Below are 20,474 nucleotides of genomic sequence, written 5' to 3'. Positions count from 1 at the left end.
AACGTTCACTCGATAGCCGCCAGAATAGCCCAAGCCGAACAATCCCAGGCGTTTACCCAAGATGCTCAGCGCCAACATCACCCAATGCAGGGCGAGGAAAGCGTTGGCGCTTCAAACATACGCTCGCTCAGGTAGAGAACAGATGCAAACGTGGAAACTCCGTTGTTTTCCACATCTCACCTATTGTATTTATACTTTCCTATCAAGTCGCATGTGTCAAACAAATTTCGGGTGCTAATCTTGGGTGCTGGTCTTGGGTGCTGGTCTTGGGTACTGGTTCTGGGCGCTAATCTTAGGCGCTAGTCTTGGGCACTGCCCGATCCAGCAATCCTGTGGTTTGGGCATTCAGCGTTTTCCCGTCACCACATAGGCGACCCGCTTGCCAATATTGGTCGCATGATCCGCCATTCGCTCCAGGTAGCGGATCGCCAGCACCATTAGCACGTAGGGTTCAATCACGCCCTGCACATTGGTTTGGTGCGCCAGCAGGTCATACACCTCTTCATAGTCAGAATCCACCGCATCATCTCGATGCTTCACATCCAGCCCAGATTCAGCATCCAGGTTCGACAGCGCCGCTAGACTCATGGCCAGCATGGCCCGCGCCCGATCGGACATAATCTGGATTTGCCCCATGCAGGGATGGGTTGGGTAGGGAAATAGCTTAACGGCCACCTCACCCAGATCTTTGGCATAGTCGCCGATGCGCTCCAAATCTCGCACCAACTGCATCAGCGCACTCAGCAGCCGCAGGTCTTGCGTGACAGGCGACTGGAGCGCCATCAGCTTGACACAATCCTGCTCGATCTGTCGGTAAAACTGGTCGATTTGCTTGTCTTGAATGGCGATCTGTCGAGCGGCATCCAGATCGCGCTCAAACATCGCCTTTCGGGCCAGCAGACAGGAATGCTCTACCAGTGCGCCCATACGAAGTACGTCGCGCTGTAGCCCACGGATCTGCCGTTCAAAATTTGCTCGCGTTGTTCTTGAAACATCCAAGGGCGTAAACCAACCTTTAATCGGCGAATGCTAATCGGCCATGCTTTCCCAGATGGAGAATCCGCTTGTAATAGAGCAGTATAGCTATCCCTGTCAGTTCTGCCAGTTTAGTAGCACACCAGCCCTGCGTTGCAGTTGCACCCCCATTTACTGCTCGACTCACTCCAGCCTTGATGGATTAAGGCTTTGAGGCAGCCGTAAACAGCCTATTACGCCTTGTTACACGTTGTAACTGGAGGAACAGGTCTGTTCGGGAGACAGGGGAATGGCAGATGGGAAATGGGGGGCGATCGCCTCCAAACTTCCTCCGAACTTCCTCCAAACTTCAGCCAACTGCCAAGCTACACCCAGCGTAACCCCCACATCGGCTGTCATGCCAGCGGCAGCCCTGTCAGGCACTTTTTCGGGCAGCCCTTTCAGGCGATTTGGGCTTCTTCTTCCTGATTACTCGGAAAACGCGAGGCCTAGCAGGAACTGACTCGCAGGGTCTATGTCAGGGTTTATGTATTAAGGAGTGCGATAGGCGGTTAACCTATGAATCAGATGAGCTAATTTCACAAAACTTCATTCTTGCGGCTAGGTGGCTTATACTACCGAAGGATACTTATCGAGGAGTGAACGTATCATGTCGGAGGCCGTTAAGCCCCTGACAATCGCGACCGTCCCGAGAGAGCTTCTCGGCCCACCCGGCAAATTCAACCCAACCCTGCTCATCTTTCTGCTTGCAGTGGTTCTGGCAACGCTTTCGGTTTGTGGGTACTGGCGCTGGCATTGGCTGGGGTGGGTGTGCTTTGTGCTGAATGTCGTGGCGCTGCACCTAGTGGGAACCGTGATTCACGACGCATCGCACAACGTCGCGCACCGAAATCGCGTGATGAATGCGGTGCTGGGTCATGGCAGTGCGCTCATGCTGGGGTTCTCGTTCCCGGTTTTTACGCGAGTGCATATGCAGCACCACGCAAACGTGAATGACCCAGAGAATGACCCCGACCATTTCGTGTCTACGGGCGGACCACTGTGGCTGATTGCTGCACGATTCTTCTATCACGAGATTTTCTTCTTCAAGCGGAAGCTCTGGCGCAAGTACGAGCTTCTGGAATGGTTTCTAGCCCGCCTCACGGTTGCGCTGCTGATCTATTACGCGGTGCAGTATGGGTTTCTGAGCTACTTGATGAACTTCTGGTTTTCTCCGGCGCTGGTCGTAGGGCTGGCTTTGGGGCTGTTCTTTGACTATCTGCCCCACCGCCCGTTCCAGGAGCGCAACCGCTGGAAAAATGCGCGGGTTTACCCTGGGGCGCTGCTGAACGTGCTGATCATGGGCCAGAATTATCACCTGATTCATCACCTCTGGCCGTCGATCCCCTGGTACAACTACCAGGCGGCGTATTATGCGACCCGGCCGCTGCTGGACGCGAAGGGCTGTCACCAGTCCCTTGGGCTGCTCAAGGTGAAGGATTTTCTGAACTTTGTCTACGATCTGTTTTTGGGCATTCGCTTTCATCATGGAGCCGCTCATGCTAGCGAGGCTCCCAAGGCTCCTGAAGTCGGAGGAGCCGTCTTAGCCGACTCCGCTCAGGATCGGGGGCTAAGTGAAGGGGAGGATCTTTCGGAAAGCCCGTCCCTGGCTACAACGCCCCGCTAGCTTGTTGGATGTTGGCAAAGCTGGCAATGCTCGAAGGATAATAATTTTGGAAATAGGGATGGGTAGCGTCGTTCGCCGCCCATCCTGACGTTTTTAGGACTAGTTTTTAGGACTAGTTTTTAGGACTAGTTTTTAGGACTAGTTTTTAGGACTAGTTTTTAGGACTACCGTGAACTGTTCGGCAGAGCCGTAACGCACTGTTCCGTGGGGTTTTGATGCGCTACCTGGCGCTAACCCATTTCCGCTAGACTGCCTGCACGTTTGTCTAGAGGCGCGGGTTGGTTTGGAGCAACTGCTGGAGATCGCTGGCGGAGAGCGGTGGTCTGAAGCGGTTTCCCTGGGCCGCGTAGCAGCCGATTTGCCGCAACAGGCTGAGCTGAGTGTCGGTTTCTACCCCTTCGGCGATCGCCCGCGTTTGGAGAGACTGGGCGATCGCCACAATCGCTTTTGCAATGGACAGCGCATCCTCGTCTTCTCCCAGATCGGCTACAAAGGTGCGGTCGATTTTCACGCAGTCGAGGGGCAGTTGTCGCAGATGATAAAGCGAGGAATAGCCTGTGCCAAAGTCATCCAGGGCCAGTTGCACCCCTAGCTGCTGAAGCTGCTGCATAGTTTTTCCATCAACGCCCCGATTTTCGTGCAGCGTTGCCTCGGTGATGTCTAGCACCAAAAGATGCGGATCGAACCCGGTTTGTGTCGTCGCCTGGGCGATCGCCTTTGGCAGGTCGAGCTTGCGAAACTGACGCGCCGACAGGTTGATTGACAGCTTCATGCCGGGATGCCCGGCCTCTTTCCACCGCACAGCGCACGCGCAGGCCGTCTTCAGCACCCACTCGCCAATTTTCACGATCCAGTCTGTTTCTTCTGCGACCGCCAAAAATTGGGCAGGATGCACCATGCCCACGTCGGGATGCTGCCAGCGTATCAGCGCTTCTGCCCCGATGATGCGCCCGCTAATCAGGTTGACCTGGGGCTGGTACAGCAGGCGCAGTTCGTCCTGCTCGATCGCCCGTTCAATATGCTGGAGTACCCAGATGCGCTGGCTGTTCCAGGCATCGACTTCCAGGCTGTAGAACTGATAGCGGCCGGGCTGCCGATGGGCGGTTTGCAGGGCTTGGCGGGCATGTTCCGTCACTTCGCTGGCGGTAGCTCCGTTGTCGGGGGCGAGGGCGATGCCAGCGCAAAGCTGGGGTTGCAAGGTGTCGTTGTCGATCAGGCAGGGTTCGTTCAGGCTGCTGAGTAGGGTTTGGGCTAGCGTGGCAGCATCGCGGCGGTGGGCGACGGACTGAAATACGCCAAAGGTGTTGCTGTTGAGTCGGGCGATCGCCTCTTCTGGGGAAATCGCCTCACGCAGGCGGTCTGCCGTCGCTGCGGCTAGGGATTCTGTCATCGCTCCGTCCAGCGGTGTACCGTCGGGCATACTGGCGTTGAGTTTGAGCAGCAGCAGCGCCACCAGCCCATCCGCCGATTCCAGATGCTCCTGAAGATGATGATGAAACAGGATGCGGTTGGCCAGTTGGGTTGTGGGGTCGCGGTAGGCAATTTGGTTGAGCCGATCAACGGCCTGCTTCATTTCCTGGATGTAGGGCTGGGTGATGCTGGCGTGTTTGCTCAGCCGAGTGGCGATCGCCTCCATCAGTTCTTGCCGGGTAAAGGGCTTGGTGAGATAGTCGTCTGCGCCCATCGCCATGCCCTGGCGGATATCCTGACGGTCTGCCTTGGCCGTGAGAAAGATAAACGGAATGCCCGCCGTTGCTGGATTTTGCTGGAGCTGGGTCAGCACTTCATAGCCGTCGCAGCCAGGCATCATGATGTCGCACAGGATCAGGTCTGGCCGGTGTCCTTGGGCGAGACTTAGCCCGGTTTGCCCTTCTGGAGCGGCGATCGCCTCGTAATTTTCTGCGCTCAGCATCTTTAGGAGCGCAGTGCGAATGGTTAAGTCATCCTCGATGACCAAGATCTTTGCCATAACTGAGCTGAAGGGCCTAAGTGAATGAGTGGGGTATGTTGTAGGTTGCTGCGAGTGGGTGACTGCGAGTGGATTCTTGGAGATGCACACCGGATGGGTTTGTGTCCAATCGGCTACTGCCTGTGCCGAAAGCGGTATCACAGCTTCGGCCCATGCAAAATGCTTGAACCGCGCAAGTGTTTTAGAGCAAATGTTTCAGAGCAAATGTTTTAGAGCAAATGTTCAACCAACGGCCTCGAACTAGAGCGATCGCCCGGTGGTTGCCCCGGTGGTTGCCCCGAATGATTGCCCCGGTGATTGCCCCGGTGATTGCCCCGGTGATTACTCTGGTCATTGCCCGATTCACCCCGATCGGCGATCGCCCAGTTTGGAGATTCAGCCCTGCTGAGAGCGGATTCATGGGTTACAGGCAGATTCAGATTTGTCCTTTAAGACTTCAATTCATGCTGAATGTTTAAGCATTCAGCGGTAGAAAACCAAAGGTTGAATAAAGGTTAAAATCGTCAGCCAAGTGTGGACTCGGACTCTCTCAGGATGCCCAAATTCCAGGCTTTTTAACGCTCTATCTGCTGGATTGCAGTGTTTTGTGAAAGGGCAGCGCGATCGCCACCTGAAGTCCTCCCTCAGGCAGATTTTCAAAGCTGATTTCGCCGCCGCACAAGTCCAGACATTGCTTGGCGATCGCCAGCCCCAGCCCAGTGCCGGGGGTCGTGCCGACGTTGCTGCCCCGATAGAACAGGTCACACAGTCGGGGCGGGTCTTGTGGGCTTAGCCCAATGCCCTCGTCCCGGACGGAAAACTGTATGCCTCCGGGGCGATCGCGCATCTCCAGCGTAATCTGGCTATGGGCAGGAGAATATTTGACCGCGTTCGACAGCACATTGAGCAACACCTGTCGCAAGAGCGCCTGATCGAGATAAACCTTGCGCTGGGTCAGGTGATTGATCAGTTCCCAGCGATGGCTGCGGCCGCCAGTGGTTTGACATTCGCTCACCAGCGCCTCACAAAAAGCTACCGGGTCAAACCAGGTGGGTGTAGGTCGCAGGTCGGTGGTATCCGCCCGATCTAGCAGCAGGATGTCGTCTAGCATTTGTGTCATCCGATGCACGGTTACCTGGATCAGCCGCAGTTGCTCTAGCCGATCGTCCTCCGTCCAGTGGCGACCGTAGTATTCCAGCATTTCCGCCGCCGTCAGAATCGCCGTCAGCGGCGTGCGAAATTCATGGGAGGTCATGGTGACAAAGTGCGATCGCAGTTCGCTGAGTTCTCGCTCTTTTTGCAGCGTTCTCAGAAGTTCGGTTTCCAGGCGCTTGCGATCGCTCGTCTCCCGCTGAATCGCAATCCAGTGGGTATACCAGCCATTGGCATTGGCCACAGGCACCAAGCTCATTTCAACCCAAAATTCGCTGCCGTCTTTGCGATAGTTTAGCAGTTCCACCAGCGCGGGCTGCCATCGCCGCAGCGACTCCTTTAAGCGATCAAGGGCAGCCCGATCGGTCTTGGGCCCCTGTAGGATACGCGGTGTTTTGCCAATTACCTCATCAGGCCGATAGCCCGTCATGCGGCAAAAGGCATCGTTAACGAATACAATTTTCGGGCCGGGCGCATCGAGCGGTTCTGCCTCTGTAATCACAATCGAGTCGTTGGCGTGAAGCACCACCGATTGCAGCAGATTGCACTGCGTATCGGGATCTTGCAGCGTCTGCAATAAAGCGTCTGGTAAATCAGTTTTCACAGGGAACCGGTCGAGAAGCTAATGGTAACTATTAGAGTTCCCCAGGGGTTACTAAAATCAATACCCAGTAACCAACTGAAAGATTTCGTTACGCACAATGATGAGATGCTGGGCGGGTCTCACAAATTTTGCGGATTGTCCCCTTGACAAGGTTTGCGATCGCCCTGCTGAACTAGCTCAAACACTTGACCGAGGGGACGAGTAGGGCTGTCCGTCTTTGTGGAAAAAGATCCAGCCCGCGTCCCCCGCAGCGGCAACCAAATCATCGTCGGGATAGGTAACCTGGTCGTCTGGCGTGCGATCGCCCACTTCGAGATACGTTGCCAGGGCCGCCGAGCGGTTCACCAGATGATGCCCGTTTGCCTCACCTGCGGGAAAACCCGCCGCCATTCCTGCCTTCAGCACTTGTTCGCCTGCATTAGTAATCAGCACTACTTCACCCGTCAGCACGTAGATAAACTCATCCTGGCGCTGATGCCAGTGGCGCAACGCCGACATTGCTCCTGGCTCCAGTGCTACCCAGTTCACCCCAAAGTTTTTTAGCCCCGCTGCATCTCCCAAGCGGCGCTTGCTGCGGCCTGCCAACCGCGCCTTAAACGGTTCTGGATAGACGGTTCCAGTTTTTGCAGGAACCTGCTCAGGGTCGATGTGCATAGATGCAGAATTAGACGCAGGGTTAAGTTGAGGCGACTTGGAAAGATTGGAAAGCCCAGACACTCCTCAGGCAAGGACTGAAAAGTATCTGGGGATGTGGAGCATGAGTAGCAAGGCTCATGCAAGAGAGGAAGGTGTCCTTATACTGCCTGTCTCGCGACAAGGGTGGAATCACCCGAAGGGAGGATTTCAGTTGGATGGGGGCAGCGGCGCATCGGGCGATTCGGGGGTGGGGGCGCGACCCTCTCGCACGTCGGCAATTTCAGCAGCGGTCATGGGTTCATCCGTTAGCAGATAGACCGTGCCCTGGTTAAATGTCGAAATGACGTTGACATAGTAGGGCGGCCCGTCGGGAGGGGTTACTCGATACAGGCTAGAACCCGTGTCGTCGGCTGGCTCTAGTCGCTGAGTTTGATAGCCCTGCTCTTGGAGCGTGGCTTGTAGATCGCGGGCGATCGCCTGCACGGGTCGCCCATCTACATCCGACAGCCGCCAACAGCTCAGAAACCCATTGCAGTTGTTGCTTGCCCCCGCTGGATGGGGAAAGTTTGCGTAGGGAACTGGGCTGGGCGGCTCCTGAACCTGGGATAACACTTCGGGGCTGGGCGTGGGCAACGGAGTCGGGCTGGGGGCTGGGGTCAAGGCGGCAGTGGGTTCTGGTGAGGCGGCGGGTGCGGCAGGGCTGGCAGTTGGGGCTGGGGTCGGCTGGGGCGACGGCGCAGGAACCGGGGCGGGGGCGGGCGATTCGCGCAGCGATTCCTGCGGGAATCTTGCTGTGGCAGGCGGACGCGGCACGGCAACCCGTTCGGGCCTAGGCACAGGGGCGGGCGTTGCGATCGGCGAGGGAGACAGCGGAGCCACTGGCGGCGTGACCGAAGGAGTCATCACTGGGGTAGGCGATAGGGAAACCGAAAGCTCTGGCGGGTCAGGGGCTGAGTTGTCCGATTCTAGAGATTGAGATGGATCGGCTCCGGATCCCCCCGGCAGCAGCGGCAGCACCAGTAGCCCCGCGTGCAGCACTAGCGACATCAGCAGCCACGGGCGAAACAGAACCCGCATCAGTGCTGGCATATCGCGCTGGGTGCGGGTTTTAGGCATGGGAAGGGTGACAGACACAGGCAGCAGGTAGATACGACAAATCCGTTGCAGATATTTGTTTGCAGATATTCGTTGCAGATACAGGCACAGATACAGGCGCAGACTGAGAGGCGATCGCAGGTAAATCCGCAGACTGCCGTAAAACGGTCTGCAAGCTAATGATAATCTTTATGGCTTGCTGTAGGAACTAATCGAAAAATATTAGAAACTCTTCTGGAAGGATGCGGGCTTGATTCTTGACAAGAAGCGCATAGTGAGGCACATACTTTCAACTCGCTGAAAAACTTGCTTTGTAATAAAGTGCATCTACCGAGTTCATTTTTAGAGATCAATTGAGAATTGATTGCATTAAGTGTACAATACAGTCTGTTTTTGGGCGAGGCCTAGCGTTCTCGAAGGACACTTCATCTAAGACAGACCTTAGGGAACGAGTCAGTTGAAAGACTAGGCAGGAAAAGCCAGGTAGAGAGACTGCTTGTTAACTTGCCTGATTTCAAACCACAGATAGAAAAGCCTTGGCCCAACGCCTGACATAGCCCTCATAAATCTCTGTTCATCTTTTAGGAGCAAAAGTCCTCATGGGAAAAATGACTCGGCGAGTGTTTATCGCCACAGGTAGCGCCCTAGCCGCCGCCACTGTTGGGCAGTTTGGCCGCCGTGCGTCCGCTCAACAAAGTCGGGGGGTCGTGAATCTCTATTCGTCTCGCCACTATGACACCGACGATGCGCTCTACCAGAGCTTTGCCGAAGCCACGGGCTTTCGGGTCAACCTGGTAGAGGCCGAAGCAGATCAGCTTATTGAGCGGATCAAGAGTGAAGGGGCAAATAGCCCTGCGGATGTGCTGATCACGGTAGACGCTGGCCGTCTCTGGCGGGCCCAGGAAGAGGGTTTATTGCAGCCGATTCGGTCGAGTGTGCTAGATTCAGCGATTCCGGGCTACTTGCGGGAGCCGGATGGCCATTGGTTTGGGTTGACCAAGCGGGCACGGGTTTTGTTCTACAGCAAGGAGCGTGTAAATCCGGCCGATCTCTCTACTTACGAAGATTTGACCAACTCCAAGTGGCGCGGCAAGATTTTGACGCGATCTTCGACCCATGTGTATAACCAATCGCTTACAGGGTCGATCCTGCACGCGCATGGGCCGCGGGAAACGGAAGCCTGGGTGCGGGGACTAGTGGCCAACTTTGCCCGACAGCCTGAGGGTAACGACACGGCTCAGATGCGAGCAGTGGCAGCAGGGCAAGGCGATATTGCGATCGCCAACACTTACTATCTTGCCCGTCTGATTAAATCCAGCGAGCCTGCGGATCAGGACGTGGTGAACAAGGTGGGTATTTTCTTCCCCAATCAGCGCGATCGCGGCGTTCACATCAACATCAGTGGCGCGGGTGTGCTGAGAACTGCCAAGAATCGGGAAGGTGCAATCCGGTTCATCGAACACCTAGCTAGCCCCCAGGCTCAGGAAATGTTTGCTAAGGGCAACAATGAATATCCCGTGCTGTCGGGTGTGGCGCTGGATTCAGTAGTTGCGGGCTTTGGCAGTTTCAAAGAGGATAGCTTGAACGCAGCGATCTACGGACGCAACAACGCCGAAGCGCTGCGGATCATGGATCGGGGCGGCTGGAAATAGGGGTTTTTGAACTCCAAGCAGGCAGTTTGCAGGTTGTGCTGACTGTCTGCTATGGCTCAGCCCAGCGGCGCAGCAGGTTGGCATGGCATTTCGTAATCTGGTCAAATTCTGGCGTTTTGCCGTGCTGCCGAAACAGGGATTGGCGGGCGGTATCTAGCTCAAACAGCAGCTCGCGATCGCCCGCATTCCTGACCAAGCTTTGCACCCAGGTTACCGCCACTAGCCGCGTGCCCCGCGTCACGGGTGCTACCCGATGCAGTGTTGTGGCGGGATACAGCACCATTGCTCCTGCTGCCAGCTTAAACGGGTGATGCCCCAGCGTGTCTTCGATGACCAGTTCTCCACCCTCATAGTCGTCTGGCGAATTAAGAAATAGCGTGAGCGACAGATCCGTTCGCATCAGGTCTGTTTGTTGGGAATTGCTGGGTAAAAGGGCGCTCCCACCCATCAGGGCATTGTCTACATGAGTCCCATAGCCCATGCCCACGTCATAGCGGCTAATCAGCGGCGGGCGGATGACTTTGGGATAGGCCGCCATTTGAAACAGGGCGTTGCGCCGCAGTGCCCCCAGAACGAGCGATCGCACGGTTTCTGCGATTTCTCCAGCTTCGAGTTGAGTATTGTGTTTGACCTGTTTGGCATACCAGCCAGCAGTCATTTTGCCATCTACAAATGAAGCTGCCTTTAATGCAGTGGCGATGGTTTCTAGCTCTTCATCGGTCAATACGGCATCAACGCAAAGGATCATGACAGCACCGGAGATGGGACGCGGTTTGGTTAAGGTTTGGCAACCCAGTGGGATTGCAGTTTGAGCATGAGGGAGAGACCCGGTTGAACGGGTTCAGGATGCTTTCGTTGCTTATTTGTTTCTTATTTGAAGATGATACAGGAGTCACTCGATTGAAAGCCCTTACGAATCAAGGCATGAACAGACAAATGAAGCTTTGGGTCAGCGTTGGTGCATTTGTGATTGCACAGGTTGGCCCCCAGGCGATCGCCAGTCTCACGCCTGAAGTGGTCAGCACGGAGGATCGTCCGATCGCCGCTCAGCTTCCTGCTGTTGCCCCGGCTCCGTTGAGTGTGGCTCAGGCGGGCGGCGAAGGCGGTGAAGGCGGCGAAGGCGGCGAAGGGATTGCGCCCCAGTCGGTCGGCTTTTGCGCTGCAATTGCTGTGGAGGGCGGTGGCGAAGGGGGCGAATCGGGTGCGGCACAGCCCGTAAGCAGCCCCGTGCGGGTGTATGGCGCGGCAACGGTGCCAGCCTCGCCCTTTGGCGATCGCCAGTTGCTTGCCAATTTCGTAGATACTGTGCTGCTGCCCACCTATGGCGAGTTGAACCGTGCTGCCCAGCGGCTAAATCGGGCGATCGCCCAGTTTGCTGCCCGCCCCACCCAGGCAAACTTGCAGGCTACCCGACAGGCCTGGCTGGCGGCTCGTTTGCCCTGGGAAAGCAGCGAAGCGTTTGCCTTTGGCCCGGCGGCATCGCTGGGTTATGACGCTGGACTGGATGACTGGCCGGTAAATGAAGTGGACGTACTGGCCATTTTGCAAAGCCGGGATGCCCTTACGCCTGAGTATTTGGAAACGCTGCAAACGTCTCAAAAAGGCTTTCATACCATCGAGTTTTTGCTGTTTGGGCAAAATAACGACAAGCGGCTGACAGATTTCACGCCCCGCGAGTTGGAATATTTGCAGTTAATCGGGGCAGATTTTGCAGCCACAGCTGAGAACTTGCTGGCAAGCTGGGCCGAGGGCGTGGAGGGCTATCCGGCCTATCGCAAAGAGTTTGTGGAGGCGGGCGATCGCAGCATCGCCTATTCCACGCCCCAAGCAGCAGCGACTGAACTAGTGCAGGGCATCATCGACATTCTGGATGAGTTGGGCGCGGTCAAAATTGGCGAAGCCCTGGATGCTCAGAATCCCTTCTTGCTGGAAAGCCGCTTTAGCCACAGTTCGCTTCAGGATTTTTACCAAAACCTCCGCAGCGTGGAGTTGACTTATTTTGCAGGCAGCGCCAGCCGCCCCGGCCGCCACAGCCTCAGCCGCTATGTCGCCAGCATTGATCCCAGCCTGGATACTCAGGTGCGGCAATATTTGCTGGCTGCGGAATCCGCGGTCAAGGCCATTCCGGGCCCCATCGAGACGACTCTCTGCGACCCGGCTGCAAAGCCTCGGATCGCGGCGGCGCGAGATTCGCTGCTGACGCTGCGAGGCGTGTTCGAGCAGTGGATTATGCCGCTGGTGCAGGAGTGATTTGAGCAATGGCTCGTTTGATGGCTTGTATTGCTGGGTTGCGTCGCGCCAAGGGGCGATTTGGGGCGATCGCCCTCCTTTCTGTCATGGCAGGCATACTGGCCTCGCTGCTGCTGCATGGCGCTGGCTGGGCCCAGTCGCCGCTGCTGCTGTCGGGAGGCGACACCACGGTTCAAAACCGCACCTCTCAGGGCTATTCGCAACCTGCGCCCAACCTCAGCCGCGAATGGCTGGCGTTACATCAAGTGGGCGATCGCCATTTTGAGGCCGCCTTTGTCACGCCGCCCGCCCCGGTCAATAGCGGACTGGGGCCGTTGTTTAACAACACGTCCTGCGCCGGGTGCCACATTCGAGATGGGCGGGGAATGCCTATTCCCGGACAGCTTTTGCTGCGGGTCAGCCTGCCTCGCCAGGGATTGCCCGATTCGCCAGAAGCCATGCTGCCTGCCCCGACCGAGGCTGCGCCGGTGCTGCAAGCCAACGCCCATCTGGAGGCTTCCGTCAGCCTAGGCAACGCGCCGCCTGTTCCGGGCATTGGCACGCAGATTCAGGATCAGGCAGTGTATGGTTACGTGCCCGAAGCGCGGGTCAAGCTGCGCTGGCAGGAGCAAGCCGGAACCTATGCCGACGGAACGCCCTACTCGTTGCGATCGCCCCAGTTTGAGATCACGCTACCCAGTGGCGATCCCCTACCGTCGCACATCCTCGTGTCGCCCCGCATCCCGTCGCCCGTATTTGGCACAGGCTTGCTAGAAGCCGTTCCCGAAGCAGAAATTCTGGCGTTGGCCGATCCGGACGACGGGGATGGGGACGGCATTTCGGGTCGCCCGAATGCTGTTTGGGATGTGGAACAACACGCTGAGGTGCTGGGACGCTTCGGCTGGAAAGCCAATAATCCCACGCTGCTTCAGCAAGGGGCCTCTGCCTATATCAACGATATGGGCGTGACCAATCCCCTATTTCCGGAACCCGACGGCTCCTACGAAATTGATGCCCACACGCTGAAGGCCAATACGGTCTACGTGCAAACGCTGGCAGTTCCCGCACCCACGCAGCGCCCAGATCCCCAGGTGCTGCAAGGAGAGCGCCTATTTAATACAGCCAATTGTGCGGGCTGCCATGTGCCAACGCTGCACACCGGGACGCACCAAGTTCCGGCGCTGGCAAACCAGACCATCCATCCCTATACCGATTTGTTGCTGCATGATTTGGGCGAAGGGCTGGCCGACCATCGTCCCGATTTTCGGGCCACGGGGCAGGAGTGGCGCACGCCGCCCTTGTGGGGGCTTGGGCTAGTGCAAACAGTTTTGCCCTATTCTGGCTATTTGCACGATGGTCGCGCCCGCACGCTAGCAGAAGCCATCCTGTGGCACGGGGGCGAGGCAGCATCCGCTCGTGAGGCATTTAGAACTATGCCAGAGGGCGATCGCGCTGCACTATTAAAGTTCCTCAATTCGCGCTAAGGCCGTTAAACTACTGGTACGGGAATCTCTTTACGGGAATCTCTTTACGGGAATCTTTTTACGAGAATGTCCGCCTGTCACCAGCCTGGGTTTAGGCTTAGTCTTGGAATCTGGCAAAGAAATTTGGCAAAGAAATTTGGCGATTGAGGGAGGAAGTTGGCGTGAGTGAAGCCTCAAGTCAGGCATCAGGTCAGGCATCAGGTCAGACACTGGTGCGGGTTTTGATCGTAGAAGATGATCCCATGATGCAACTGGGGCTGGAACAGTCTTTGAGCAACCAGCCAGGTATCCAGGTCGTGGGGCGAGCGGATGATGGCTACTTTGCGGTAGAGGAGGCGCTAAAACTTAAGCCTGACATTGTGGTGATGGACATCGGGCTGCCCCGTATGGACGGCATCGCCGCGACGCAAAAGATTAAGGAATCCCTGCCCGACGTGCGGATCGTCATGCTCACGTCGCACACCACCGAAAACGAGGTGATCGCGGCGCTGTCAGCCGGAGCCGATGCCTACTGCGTCAAAGGAACGACCGTCGAGCGACTGCTGGCGGCCATTGAGGCTGCGCGAGAAGGTGCCAGCTATCTCGACCCGCTGGTGGCCCGACTGGTGATGGATCATCTCAAATCGCCTACCAGTGCCGCAGATGCGATCGCCGTTGGCCAGCTTTCCCAGCGAGAGCTAGAGGTTCTAAAGCTGATGGTCGAAGGGCGGAGCAATCCTGAAATCGCCACTGCGCTATACCTTAGCCCTAACACGGTGAAAACCCATGTACGCGGCATTATGAACAAGCTGGCGGTGGATGATCGCGTGCAGGCTGCGGTCGTGGCCCTTAGGGCTGGCCTGGTGTAGCAAATTTGATACTTAAGATTGCTGAAATCACCCGATTGTAGGATGTCACCTCATGATATTAAGATTCAATATCCAGATACTTGCTCTTGAGAGCAAATACCTCCAGAGAATGAGGGCCAATTTTTGTCTGGCTGGCTAGAATCATCGGTATGCACACCTCGTAATCTGCCTGTATAAAGCGGCTTCACACTTTATTAGCGAGGAGTGTACAAGCGAGGACTGTGTTTTTGTTCTACTCGATGATTGGGGTCGCAGATGAGATTGTACTGAGTCACTTTAAGTACAGCCGCTCTGTGGATATTGCCGATAAACTTGTGACACTAAAGCGGGTTTTTTGGAACTGTCTGAGAATTAAACGCTGTCTACTTAAACGTTGGCTACAACAATGGGCAAACTGCGATCGCCCTCATCCGTCTTCCCTCCTGTGGTCTTTGTCTATGCCTGTAGTTTTGGCAGGCGACGTGCTTTTAGGTCCTAGAGCGCATTGGCAAAGGCGAGCGTACTCCCACTGGTCTCTTTTAGCGAGACTTCACTCTTCCGACGTATCTTTAGGCTCTCTCAGGAGAGTTGTCCACAACCCTAGTTTTGCGTGATTGGGCTGAGCCTTATGACAACCACACTCGACGAAATCTACAAGTTCTTCAAGAATCCGCCACCGTTCTACCTAAACAAGGAATTGGCGGTGTGCTATGTGCTGTCTGTGCTGCTCAAGCAGGACTCCTACGGCACGGAACTCATTAGCCTGCTAGAGACGGAATATCCGGCCTATCGGCTGTCGGATACAGTCCTCTACAGCGCCCTCAAGTTTCTGGAAGATGGAGCCGCTGTGATCGGCTACTGGAAAAAGGTAGAAGGTCGGGGTCGCCCTCGCCGGATGTATCAAATTACCCCGGAATGGCGCGATCGCGCTGAGGAACTATCCCGCCTGTGGGAAAGCTACACCCAGAACAACGCCACTGTTCCCGTGGGCGTATCCGACTAATTCAGCAGAGCATCCCGTCGCTGTGTAGGGGTCTGATGGGTTGACTGATGATGAATTGATTGATGATAAGTTGATCGATCTCGTTCAGCTTATGTCTTAGTCAGGCAATCATCATTACCCCTGCGATTTCTACTTCAGATCTCTTACGCATTCCGCCTGGTTGCGAGAATGGTTGCAGAGTGGCTGCACAGACGGCTACTCTGCTTTTGCATTTGTTTTGATGCTGAGCCACTCGACCCTAACTGCGAACTGCGACCAAATCACCCATCGAGGCACAATCTTTCGTACATTAAAGGGGGTGGCTTTAACCCCACAGCAATGTCCCTAGAGAGAGCCTGGCTAAGGTGTATGGAACTTCCGGTCTTGTCGTCTACTGCGCTGCTGACCGTATTACTCGCAATAGGTTTATTTTTCTTTATTCGAGCTTCTACCAAAGATCGGATTGAGGTGGCGAGGCTGGTGGGCGATCGCCCAGAGGAAGACCTACTCGAAGCCATCCAGCAATACTTTACCCAGCGGGCCTATCGCATCGCCGCCGTAGATGCCGCCCAGAACCAAGTGACCTATGAGGGGCTGGTTCGCGCCAGCACATTTCTCGCCATTTTCCTCTCGGCGCTTGCGGCTGTGGGGCTGCTGTGCCTGTCCCTCGTCCTCTCGTTTCTGTTTCCCACGGTCGGCAACCTGTTTTTAGGATTGGTGCTGCTGGCTCCGCTGGCGGGGGTATTCTACTGGAAAAAGTCCACCCGGTCTGAGCAAGTATCCCTGAGAATTACTGAGCCAGGCCCAGAGGTCGATCTCGAAATTCGTGGGCCGCTGCTCGTGGTGACTGGGCATCGTGACGAGCTAGCTGAATTTCAGCAAGCCCTGCGGCTGATGCCACTGAGCGAATAGCTCAAGCGAATCCCTCATCCAAACGGAATTGGGATCAGCATTTACAGTTAAGCGTCTGTGATTTAAGCGTCTGTAGATTTAAGCGTCTGTATTTAAGCGTCTGTGATTTGGCTGCCCACCTACTGCCAATACTCATCTGCCAATACTCATTAAGTTTCTGTTGAGTCTCCGCCCCCCGAAACTCCTCTCCCCCAGCCGCGTTCTGTGAATCTTTCGTCGCTGACTCAACGCCTCCACCAACTGTCCAGCGTATTTCGGGAAGCCCTCTTCCCCTCAGACCTTGGCAACGAAGATCCTGCCTATCTGGAGTGGCAGCAGGGCTTTATGCGGCGACGGCTGAGTTTGTCGCTGCGAATTGGGATTCTGGCTTATCTCACGTTTATTCTGCTGCGGGTGCTTTTGGTTTTGGTCAATCGCAGCACGGTTCCCCCAAGCTGGTTTGCGATGGCGGGTGCATCCCTGTTGGGGCTGGTGCTGTGCCTGATTCTCCATCGGAGCAAGATTGGGCGGCGCTATCCAGCGCTGATTTTTTTGGGCTGTTCCTGGTCGATTACGTTGATCGAGCAAATTTGGGCAACGCTGCGAGGCGTGGCGTTTCCCGGTGTGTTCGCCTGGACGCTGGTGTTTTTGGTGCAGGCGACGCTGTTGCCCGTGCGCTGGCCGCTACATTTGGTGGCTCAGGTCGGCTTGCTGGGCTATTACCTGATTGTGAACTCGCTGCTGGGGCTGAATGAGGCTGCGGGGTCAAGGTGGGACGCAACGCTGTGGCTCTATTTGCTCTGGTTTTGCGGGATTTGTAACCTGTCGGTGTTTCTCTATGAGCAGTTGCAGCGGGCAGAGTTTCGGGCGCGGCGGGCGCTGGAGGCAGAGCAAGAAAAGTCAGAGCGACTGCTGCTGAACATTTTGCCGGAGTCGGTCGCGCGGCAGTTAAAACAAGACCAGCGCACGATCGCCGAGCATTTTCCCGAAGTGACGGTGCTGTTCGCCGATATTGTCGGGTTTACGGAACTGTCGGCGGGCGTGCCGCCAGAGGAGATGGTGCGGCTGCTGAATCAGGTGTTTTCCAAATTTGACCTGCTGGCAGAGCAGCACGGGCTGGAGAAAATCAAAACCATTGGCGATTCTTATATGGTGGTTGGCGGGCTGCCCGTAGAGCGGGCCGACCATCTAGAGGCGATCGCCAATATGGCGCTGGACATGCAGCGGGCGATCGCCCAGTTCAAAACGCCAAACAACACGCCGTTTAACATGCGGATTGGCATTAACACGGGCCCCGTCGTGGCGGGCGTAATTGGCGTGAAAAAATTTATCTACGATCTCTGGGGCGACACGGTGAACACCGCCAGCCGCATGGAGTCGCAGGGGCTTCCGGGCATGATCCAGGTGACGGAGGCGGTGTATGTCCGGCTGTGCGATCGCTACGAATTCAAAGAACGCGGCACGATTTACGTGAAGGGCAAAGGGCAGATGAAAACCTACCTGCTCCTGCGCCATGCGGATTAGGCTGGCTTAACGATTCAATCTGGATCGTCTCAATCTGGATCGTCTCAATCTGGCTTGCCCAGTTTGCCCAGTCATCCAAAATCGCCAATCCAAAATTTAAAACCGCCCTCATCGCAATTCATGCAGCACTCGCAGCAGCAGCGCCGTTTCCTCCTCTGGGGCACGAGACACCAGCCTGCGGCGCGAATAGAGGAAAAAATAAGCCAGCAGGATGGCGATTACTACTAGCACTCCCCGAATCCCGGGGCGATAGTTTGGATCGGCCAGGCTGGCCACCAGCGCCACGATAGAGAGAATCAGCCCTACCCACGCGCCTGCCGACCCCAGGGGGCTGAGGTAGGGACGATAGAGTTCTGGGCGATCGCGCTTGAGCTTGAGGTAGCTGGCGAACACCAGCATGTAAGACAGCACCGCGCCAAAGACGACCATATTCAATAGTGCCGGGCCGATGGCCTGACCCGCCAGTTCAATCAGCCCGATGCAGAGTAGCCCCACCGCCGCCCCCACCAGCAGGGCGATCGCCGGGGTCCGATATTGGCTAGTGACGGAAATCCAGCGCGGCAGATAGCCCGCCCGCGACAGGGCAAACAGAGAGCGGCTGTAGGCGTAGATGACGGCGTGGAAACTGGCAATTAGCCCCGTCAGCGCCAGAAATGTGAGCGTGCGCGTGGCCACCGTGCCTTCGCCAAACACGGCCCGCAGTCCGTCGGCCAGGGGGGCAGTGGTGCGGGCGATCGCCGCTGCGCCGACAAAGGTTTCGTTGGTATCCGCCGTCACCAGGGTCGCGGGCACGCCAGAATTCAGCACCAGCGTCAGCAGCGAAAAGCCCAGCAGCGTCGCAATGCCCCACAGCAAGGCGCGGGGAATGTCGCGGCGAGAGTCGGTCGCTTCCTCCGCCGACAGGGGCAACTGCTCGATCGCCAAAAAGAACCAGATGGCGTAGGGAATTGCGCCAAAAATGCCGCCGACCCCGTTGGGCAACCAGGCGGGATTTCCCTCAGTAGGGGCAATATTCAGCAGCAGCCCCGGCTGGAACTTGCCGCTCAGCACTGCCCCCAGGTAGAAATCTACCAGCACGGCTAGGGCGATCACCGTGAACACCAGCCCCACCTTCAGGCTGGGTTCAACGCCCAGAATATTGATGCCGACAAATATGGCGTAGAACAGCAGCCACCAGATGGGCGGCGGCACGGCGGGAAACAGGCTGTTCAAATACGCGCCGATGAAAAACGCAATCAGCGCTGGCGTAATCAGGTACTCGATCAAATCGGTGATGCCCGACAAAAAGCCGCCCAGCGGCCCAAAGGCATGGCGCACAAAGGAGTAGAAGCCGCCCGCGTGGGGCAATGCCGCAGACAGTTCCGCAATCGTGTAGACCAGGCAAATGTAGAGAACTGCCGTGAGCAGGGTGGCGATCGCCATGCCGCCAAAGCCGCCAGCCGCCAGCCCAAAATTCCATCCTGAAAAATTGCCCGAAATGACCGCGCCCACCCCCAGCGCCCACAGCAGCCCCCAGCCCACGCTGCGGCGGAGCTGTCGCTTCTGAAAATAGGCCGCCTCGACGGGTTCATAGCTCACCCAAGCCTCCAGCGCTCCCTCGTCTGCGGGATGTCCTGGATTTCGATCGGTTGGAATTTGACCTGCCATCCCTGCCTCACAAAACGTGTCCACAGCGATTTAATACCACACAAGCGGGGATGGCGCGAGTTCGCAGCAATCTTGCGCCGCATTCCGACTTGCGCCGCATTCCAAAAAGACAAGGTCGGTGCAGCGGCACTCTTGCAGCAAAAGAGTTTCCTGGAATTCTTCAGCGCTGGAATTCTTTATAATTTGGGCGATCGCCCCAGAGAAATCGGCGCTATGCTTTGGAGTTGTGAATTTGCAAGCAGGCAGGGCAATGGTGAGGAGTGATTCGGCAATGAGCAATTCGGCGAACAACGTTTCTTCAGACAGGGGTTCTCTGCACAGCATAGTTCGAGGCACGGTTCAAGGCACAGTTCAGCATGGATTTCGACTAGGGCGCGTTGCCTGGGCGATCGCAGGCAGTGTAGGACTGCTGATGGCAAGCTGCGGCAGAGGCTCTGCGCCTGAGGCAGCCAACCCAGACCCCGCAGCAGACCTTGTTGCCGAATCGCCCATCGCCGAGGGTTCCGCAGACACAACACCCACGGCAACCCCATCTGAAATGTTTGCCTCGCCCACTGTGCCCGTTGCCCCCAGCGCCGCTGCCACCAAGCCCCTACCGCCGGGAGAACTGGCCACCGGGCTGATTTCCTCGACCACTGTGCCCAGCCGCCTACCCCAGGTCAGCGCGGGTCGTAGCGACCCGTTTGCGTCGCTGGGCGAAACGCCCGTGGTGATTCGGCAGCCCGCCATTCCGCCTGTGCCGCCGGAGGATCGCCCGATTGTGGCGGAGCTACCCCAGCCCCAAGTCCTCCCTGAACTGCCTGCGCTGGTGCCTGTGCCCGCCGTACCGCCCGCGATCGCCGTTGCTGCTGCCCCACCTGCCGTTTTGCCTGTGCCCGCTGCGCCCCCCGTCAGCATTCCCCAGAGCATCCAGATCAGTGGCGCGATGGAAATGGGCGGTCGCTACAGCATTATCGTCGAAGTGCCGGGAGAAGGGAGCCGCTATGCGTCGGTGGGCGATCGCCTCGCGGGTGGCACAGTGCTAATTAAGCGGGTAGAAATGAATGGCCAAGAACCCCGCGTGATTTTGGAACACAATGGACAAGAGATTGTCCGCACGGTGGGCGATCGCACGGCGCTGCTGAGCTATCGTTAAAGTATCCAGAAAGTATCCAGAAAAAAG

The 20,474-nt window shown here is 56.7% G+C and carries 17 protein-coding genes; 9 read left to right on the top strand and 8 right to left on the bottom strand.

Going from position 1 to position 20,474, the window contains the following annotated elements:
• Positions 1-345: 345 nt before the first annotated feature.
• Complete coding sequence (gene phoU, locus HNI00_RS16700; protein ID WP_172357681.1) at positions 346-999, bottom strand: phosphate signaling complex protein PhoU; 654 nt, start codon at positions 997-999, stop codon at positions 346-348.
• Positions 1,000-1,624: 625 nt separating this feature from the next.
• Between phoU and crtR the strand changes: the two genes are divergently transcribed.
• Complete coding sequence (crtR, locus tag HNI00_RS16695; protein WP_420156219.1) at positions 1,625-2,641, top strand: beta-carotene hydroxylase; 1,017 nt, start codon at positions 1,625-1,627, stop codon at positions 2,639-2,641.
• Between the two features lie 265 nt (positions 2,642-2,906).
• On the opposite strand, the gene HNI00_RS16690 is transcribed toward crtR, so the two are convergent.
• The 5 genes from HNI00_RS16690 to HNI00_RS16670 form a co-directional block, all read right to left on the bottom strand.
• A complete protein-coding gene (locus HNI00_RS16690) occupies positions 2,907-4,610 on the bottom strand; it encodes a two-component system response regulator (RefSeq protein WP_316787683.1) in 1,704 nt (567 codons plus the stop codon).
• 181 nt (positions 4,611-4,791) lie between these two features.
• Complete coding sequence (locus tag HNI00_RS16685) at positions 4,792-5,010, bottom strand: hypothetical protein (protein WP_316787681.1); 219 nt, start codon at positions 5,008-5,010, stop codon at positions 4,792-4,794.
• Between the two features lie 162 nt (positions 5,011-5,172).
• Complete coding sequence (locus HNI00_RS16680) at positions 5,173-6,345, bottom strand: PAS domain-containing sensor histidine kinase (protein ID WP_316787679.1); 1,173 nt, start codon at positions 6,343-6,345, stop codon at positions 5,173-5,175.
• A gap of 177 nt (positions 6,346-6,522) precedes the next feature.
• A complete protein-coding gene (locus HNI00_RS16675) occupies positions 6,523-6,999 on the bottom strand; it encodes a cupin domain-containing protein (protein ID WP_316787677.1) in 477 nt (158 codons plus the stop codon).
• A 189-nt stretch (positions 7,000-7,188) separates the two neighbouring features.
• Positions 7,189-7,884 carry a hypothetical protein gene (locus tag HNI00_RS16670; RefSeq protein WP_316787676.1) on the bottom strand — a complete coding sequence of 232 codons (696 nt, stop codon included), beginning with the start codon at positions 7,882-7,884 and terminating at the stop codon, positions 7,189-7,191.
• A 791-nt stretch (positions 7,885-8,675) separates the two neighbouring features.
• Here HNI00_RS16670 and HNI00_RS16665 point away from each other — a divergent pair.
• Positions 8,676-9,728 (top strand): Fe(3+) ABC transporter substrate-binding protein, encoded by a 1,053-nt coding sequence (locus HNI00_RS16665; protein ID WP_316787674.1) that lies wholly within the window; start codon positions 8,676-8,678, stop codon positions 9,726-9,728.
• Between the two features lie 49 nt (positions 9,729-9,777).
• Here HNI00_RS16665 and HNI00_RS16660 read toward each other — a convergent pair whose 3' ends face one another.
• Positions 9,778-10,476 (bottom strand): Fe2+-dependent dioxygenase, encoded by a 699-nt coding sequence (locus HNI00_RS16660; protein WP_316787672.1) that lies wholly within the window; start codon positions 10,474-10,476, stop codon positions 9,778-9,780.
• 176 nt (positions 10,477-10,652) lie between these two features.
• Here HNI00_RS16660 and HNI00_RS16655 point away from each other — a divergent pair, with 176 nt between their 5' ends.
• From HNI00_RS16655 to HNI00_RS16630, 6 genes are all read left to right on the top strand, one after another.
• Positions 10,653-11,978 carry an imelysin family protein gene (locus tag HNI00_RS16655; RefSeq protein ID WP_316787670.1) on the top strand — a complete coding sequence of 442 codons (1,326 nt, stop codon included), beginning with the start codon at positions 10,653-10,655 and terminating at the stop codon, positions 11,976-11,978.
• A gap of 8 nt (positions 11,979-11,986) precedes the next feature.
• Positions 11,987-13,441, top strand: a complete 1,455-nt coding sequence (locus HNI00_RS16650) for a di-heme oxidoreductase family protein (protein WP_316787669.1) — start codon at positions 11,987-11,989, stop codon at positions 13,439-13,441.
• Positions 13,442-13,653: 212 nt separating this feature from the next.
• Positions 13,654-14,289 (top strand): response regulator, encoded by a 636-nt coding sequence (locus HNI00_RS16645; RefSeq protein WP_420156379.1) that lies wholly within the window; start codon positions 13,654-13,656, stop codon positions 14,287-14,289.
• 607 nt (positions 14,290-14,896) lie between these two features.
• Positions 14,897-15,271, top strand: coding sequence for a PadR family transcriptional regulator (locus HNI00_RS16640; protein WP_068514009.1), 375 nt, complete (start codon positions 14,897-14,899; stop codon positions 15,269-15,271).
• A gap of 348 nt (positions 15,272-15,619) precedes the next feature.
• Positions 15,620-16,162 (top strand): cofactor assembly of complex C subunit B, encoded by a 543-nt coding sequence (locus HNI00_RS16635; protein WP_172357698.1) that lies wholly within the window; start codon positions 15,620-15,622, stop codon positions 16,160-16,162.
• A 204-nt stretch (positions 16,163-16,366) separates the two neighbouring features.
• Positions 16,367-17,665: an adenylate/guanylate cyclase domain-containing protein gene (locus HNI00_RS16630; protein ID WP_316787667.1), complete on the top strand. Its 1,299-nt coding sequence runs from the start codon at positions 16,367-16,369 to the stop codon at positions 17,663-17,665.
• Positions 17,666-17,773: 108 nt separating this feature from the next.
• Here the strand turns inward: HNI00_RS16630 and eat are convergent, their stop codons facing one another.
• Complete coding sequence (eat, locus tag HNI00_RS16625) at positions 17,774-19,312, bottom strand: ethanolamine permease (protein WP_316787666.1); 1,539 nt, start codon at positions 19,310-19,312, stop codon at positions 17,774-17,776.
• 271 nt (positions 19,313-19,583) lie between these two features.
• Here eat and HNI00_RS16620 point away from each other — a divergent pair, with 271 nt between their 5' ends.
• Positions 19,584-20,447: a hypothetical protein gene (locus tag HNI00_RS16620; protein WP_316787665.1), complete on the top strand. Its 864-nt coding sequence runs from the start codon at positions 19,584-19,586 to the stop codon at positions 20,445-20,447.
• The last annotated feature ends 27 nt before the right edge of the window (positions 20,448-20,474 follow it).

The organism is Thermoleptolyngbya oregonensis NK1-22, assembly GCF_032705245.1.
GTDB classification, from domain to species: domain Bacteria; phylum Cyanobacteriota; class Cyanobacteriia; order Elainellales; family Elainellaceae; genus Thermoleptolyngbya; species Thermoleptolyngbya sichuanensis.
The sequence above is the reverse complement of the archived record's forward strand: the minus strand, read 5'-3'. Positions and strand labels throughout refer to the sequence as shown.

Excerpts from the sequence above, each read along its gene's own strand:
- HNI00_RS16655 (WP_316787670.1), top strand. The coding sequence starts at position 10,653 with ATGAACAGACAAATGAAGCTTTGGGTCAGCGTTGGTGCATTTGTGATT.
- HNI00_RS16660 (WP_316787672.1), bottom strand. The coding sequence starts at position 10,476 with ATGATCCTTTGCGTTGATGCCGTATTGACCGATGAAGAGCTAGAAACC.
- HNI00_RS16620 (WP_316787665.1), top strand. The coding sequence starts at position 19,584 with ATGAGCAATTCGGCGAACAACGTTTCTTCAGACAGGGGTTCTCTGCAC.
- HNI00_RS16675 (WP_316787677.1), bottom strand. The coding sequence starts at position 6,999 with ATGCACATCGACCCTGAGCAGGTTCCTGCAAAAACTGGAACCGTCTAT.
- HNI00_RS16640 (WP_068514009.1), top strand. The coding sequence starts at position 14,897 with ATGACAACCACACTCGACGAAATCTACAAGTTCTTCAAGAATCCGCCA.
- HNI00_RS16665 (WP_316787674.1), top strand. The coding sequence starts at position 8,676 with ATGGGAAAAATGACTCGGCGAGTGTTTATCGCCACAGGTAGCGCCCTA.
- HNI00_RS16690 (WP_316787683.1), bottom strand. The coding sequence starts at position 4,610 with ATGGCAAAGATCTTGGTCATCGAGGATGACTTAACCATTCGCACTGCG.
- HNI00_RS16670 (WP_316787676.1), bottom strand. The coding sequence starts at position 7,884 with ATGACTCCTTCGGTCACGCCGCCAGTGGCTCCGCTGTCTCCCTCGCCG.
- crtR (WP_420156219.1), top strand. The coding sequence starts at position 1,625 with ATGTCGGAGGCCGTTAAGCCCCTGACAATCGCGACCGTCCCGAGAGAG.
- HNI00_RS16635 (WP_172357698.1), top strand. The coding sequence starts at position 15,620 with ATGGAACTTCCGGTCTTGTCGTCTACTGCGCTGCTGACCGTATTACTC.
- HNI00_RS16650 (WP_316787669.1), top strand. The coding sequence starts at position 11,987 with ATGGCTCGTTTGATGGCTTGTATTGCTGGGTTGCGTCGCGCCAAGGGG.
- HNI00_RS16685 (WP_316787681.1), bottom strand. The coding sequence starts at position 5,010 with ATGAATCCGCTCTCAGCAGGGCTGAATCTCCAAACTGGGCGATCGCCG.
- eat (WP_316787666.1), bottom strand. The coding sequence starts at position 19,312 with ATGGCAGGTCAAATTCCAACCGATCGAAATCCAGGACATCCCGCAGAC.